The organism is Paraburkholderia humisilvae (assembly GCF_902859855.1).
GTDB lineage: Bacteria > Pseudomonadota > Gammaproteobacteria > Burkholderiales > Burkholderiaceae > Paraburkholderia > Paraburkholderia humisilvae.
This window is the reverse complement of sequence record NZ_CADIKH010000216.1, coordinates 1-3,366: the sequence shown is the minus strand read 5'-3', so window position 1 is coordinate 3,366 and position 3,366 is coordinate 1. Positions and strand designations below refer to the sequence as shown.

Annotated in this window: 3 protein-coding genes and 2 pseudogenes; 2 read left to right on the top strand and 3 right to left on the bottom strand. The window is 58.5% G+C overall.

Going from position 1 to position 3,366, the window contains the following annotated elements:
* Positions 1–200, bottom strand: a pseudogene (locus tag HV796_RS43715) (IS110 family transposase); the annotation flags it as partial.
* Between the two features lie 203 nt (positions 201–403).
* Positions 404–1,804 carry an ISNCY family transposase gene (locus tag HV796_RS40980; protein WP_175233383.1) on the bottom strand — a complete coding sequence of 467 codons (1,401 nt, stop codon included), beginning with the start codon at positions 1,802–1,804 and terminating at the stop codon, positions 404–406.
* Between the two features lie 238 nt (positions 1,805–2,042).
* Between HV796_RS40980 and HV796_RS40975 the strand changes: the two genes are divergently transcribed.
* The gene (locus tag HV796_RS40975) at positions 2,043–2,294 is read left to right on the top strand and encodes a type II toxin-antitoxin system Phd/YefM family antitoxin (RefSeq protein ID WP_175233382.1); all 252 of its coding nucleotides are present in this window, start codon (positions 2,043–2,045) and stop codon (positions 2,292–2,294) included.
* Positions 2,291–2,680: a type II toxin-antitoxin system VapC family toxin gene (locus HV796_RS40970; protein ID WP_175233381.1), complete on the top strand. Its 390-nt coding sequence runs from the start codon at positions 2,291–2,293 to the stop codon at positions 2,678–2,680. Before HV796_RS40975 ends, HV796_RS40970 begins: the two co-directional genes overlap by 4 nt.
* Before the next feature lie 98 nt (positions 2,681–2,778).
* On the opposite strand, the pseudogene HV796_RS40965 reads toward HV796_RS40970, so the two are convergent.
* Positions 2,779–3,219 (bottom strand): annotated as a pseudogene (locus HV796_RS40965) (DDE-type integrase/transposase/recombinase); the annotation flags it as partial.
* Positions 3,220–3,366 lie beyond the last annotated feature (147 nt).

The window sequence follows — 3,366 nt, the reverse complement described above, 5'->3', positions numbered from 1 at the left end:
CGTGGCCGAGCCGCGCGAGGACCCGGGCCCAGTGATGGGCGCTGCCGCAGGCCTCCATGACGACGCGACTCGCAGGCCGGTTGGCGAAGAACGGCACGAGCTGGGCGCGTTCGAGGACCTTGCTGTGAATCGCGCCGGTCCCGGACTCGACATAGTGAATCGCGTTTGGCCAGGTCGATGGCAATGGTCGTCGGTTCCATATGGTTCTCCTTGGCGGCAGTGACTGCCGAACCAGCAATGTCGCACGCCCAGGCCGCGGGATCTGCGGCGCCGGACGGACCGTTAAGGCGGGAGGCGACCATTCCATCTAAAAAGCACTGACACCCAGCTAGCTGTCGAGGCTGGTTTTAAATGTCCGGGTTTGGACTTTTTAGAAATGTCCGGTTCTGAGGTTCAGAAATCTCTATCTGGAAGGGCTTTTAGACACCGAGCCTGCCCGCGTTCCGGCGGTTCTCAGAACCGCTGCATTCAGGTCTTCAAGCGTCAGTTCGCGCTGCTTCCGTGTGCCTACCTTGCGTTCTTTCGGCCGTGGTGCCGCGCCCTGGTTCGTTCTCGACGGCGAGCGCGACGCACGCCGGTCATCACGCTGCGCCTGGATCACCTGTGCCAACTGCAACGTGTGTCCCAGCCGCTTGTTGTCGACCACCGCCGCCTGGTCAATCTCCGAGAGCCGGTCGTAGCGGACACAGGGTAGGGCAGCACCATTCACCCGGATTTCGATGCGTCCGTCCGGATACTCGAACACGTCCAGATAATTGTGAATGAGGCTGCGGTTTGCCACCGTGTCTTCCAGCAGATAGATCACCCGGTCGTACTGCACAGTGAGTGATTTCGTGACGCGTCGAGGCTCGCGCCACGTCATGATGATGTCGAGGTTCTCATCGGCACGCAGCGGCCGATGTGCATTGAAGTCACTCTTCGGCGGCTTTGCAAAACGGGCGTTGAAATCCGCGATGAAGCGCGGTACGAAGGCGTTGGCGGCTTCCCTTGAGTTGATTCCCCGAAGCCGCAATTCCTTGACCAGCCGGTCCTGAAGTGTCAGGTTGGCACGCTCCACGCGACCCTTCGCCTGACTGGAGTTGGCGCAAATCCCTTCGATGTTCAGCTCGAACATCGCGCGGCCGAAGTGCGTTACGCCTTTGCCGCCGGTCGTCGCGTACTGGGTGCTGCGAAACACACTGGCCTTGTCGCTATAGAACGCGACCGGCTTGCCATGCTGTTCCAGATAAGCGCGGGCCGCCTCGAAGTAGCTGAAGGTCGACTCGGTCGCCGTGAAGTGCAGCCCCATCAGCCGGCTGGTGGCATCATCGATGAATACCAGCAGCGTGCACGCCGGCGCCCGTTCCTCGAACCAGCGGTGATCGCTACCGTCGATCTGGATCAGTTCGCCAAGGCACGCACGCCGCGCCCGCGGCTGGTAGACCTTCGGCGCTCGCTGTCGGCGTGGAACCCACAGGCCCGCCTCAGCCATTAGGTGGCGCACCGTTTCCACCGCGAGCCGCACACCGTGGCATTCAAGGAGCTTCTCGCGGGCGAGCGTCGGTCCGAAATCCGCATAGCGTTCGCGGATGATAGTCAGCGCCCGGTCAGCCAGGCCCGGTGCGAGCTGCCGGTTGCCGGGACGGCCACGCTTGCGCGAGATCAGACCTGAGGCGCCTTCAGCCCGGTAGCGGATCACGAGACGCTCGATCTGTCGTCGGCTCAGGTCCAGTTGCTCCGCAGCGCGCCACGGCATCACGTTTCCGTCAACAACACCCTGAATGACCTTGAGTCGGTCGACCTCGTGCATGCTCATCGTAATCATCTCCGGTCTGGCCACGCACAACCTCCGTGAAAAAAGGAGGCTGAGCATGGCACACCGTCGCAGCAGACTGCGACATCTGTATTTGGCTCAGATGCGACATTACAATTTGGCGCCTACAAAATTTTCGGCTGATAATTTATGTTATGTCAAATACTATGCGCGTTTAGCAATTCACCTTGGAAACAGAAGCGATGCCGTGATAAACTAAGTCCAATGAACTAAGTTCAATGAGGCAAGCATGCAAATCTACAACATCCATGACGCCAAGACCAACCTGTCTCGGCTGATTGAAGAGGCGGTAAACGGCGGCAAGCCTTTCGTCATTGCGAAGGCAGGCAAGCCGCTGGTGAAGGTTGCGCGCATCGAGGAAGAAGTCGCAAAGCCGCTGCGGCGCATTGGTTTCTTGAAGGGACAGATCAAAGCCCCGGCTGACTTCGACAGGATGGGCGCAGACGAGATCGCGAGTCAGTTCGAGGGCAATGCCTCATGAAGTTGCTGCTCGACACTCATCTCCTGATCTGGGCAGCGGCGGACGATCCAGCCCTCCCCGACGAGGCACGCGCGGTCATTGAGGACCTCGACAACACGCTGTACTTTAGTGTCGCGAGCATGTGGGAGATCGTTATTAAGACTGGGCTGGGCCGCGAGGATTTCCAGGTTGATGCGCGCGTGCTTCGTCGCAGCTTGCTTGATGCCGGCTACGAGGAATTGTCGATCGAAGCACAGCACGCACTTGAAGTCGCGACACTTCCCACGATCCACAAAGACCCATTTGACCGGCTTCTAGTGGGCCAAGCGATTGCTGAAGGGATCGTGCTGTTGACCCACGACGATCAGATCAAGCAGTACGACTTTGCTCCGGTTCGCTATGTGTAGCTTCTAACAGACTGCTGGCTCGGGCCTGTCAGCGCGGGGAACAAAAAAAAGGAATAGCAGGTCTGGTCGAGATTGTTTCTATAAATATGGATACCTTATCAACTGAACAGGAGGACATTCCAGACAGTGGGCGCGGAGGTATCCTTGAGCCCAAGAGCGCAGAGGTTGAACTGACCCTTGCAAATGCGATGCATCAATTCGATGCCTGAAATCGTGGTCGCGGCATTCCTGAACAGTTTGAATCCGAGCATCACTTTCGTTCTGGACTTGATATTTTGATGATCCTGCTCGATCAGATTGTTCAGGTGCTTCGAGGACCGGATGTTCGTGTCCTCAGGCAGCAGCCCCTCAGCGATCATCTCCCGCGCAGCCCGGTGCGAGGCGGCGTACCCATCAAGCGTGATCGTCTCCGGTGGCTGGCCCTGACGTTTGATTGCCTTGCTGAAAAAAGCTTTTGCCGCGGCCACATCGCGCTTTGCCCTGAGCATGAAATCCACCGTCTGGCCGGCTCGATCCCCCGCCCCGTACAGATAAACTCATCTGCCGCGAATCTTCAGATAGGGGTGAGTAGACCCTAGTCTTACTGTGTCAGTGCGACGTGAAGTCGCGTAGAGGATTGTTTCACCTGGCTGCGGCCAGGAAGGAAACCGATTGTTCCGTCAATCGTAACCTACCGGTGCATGCTG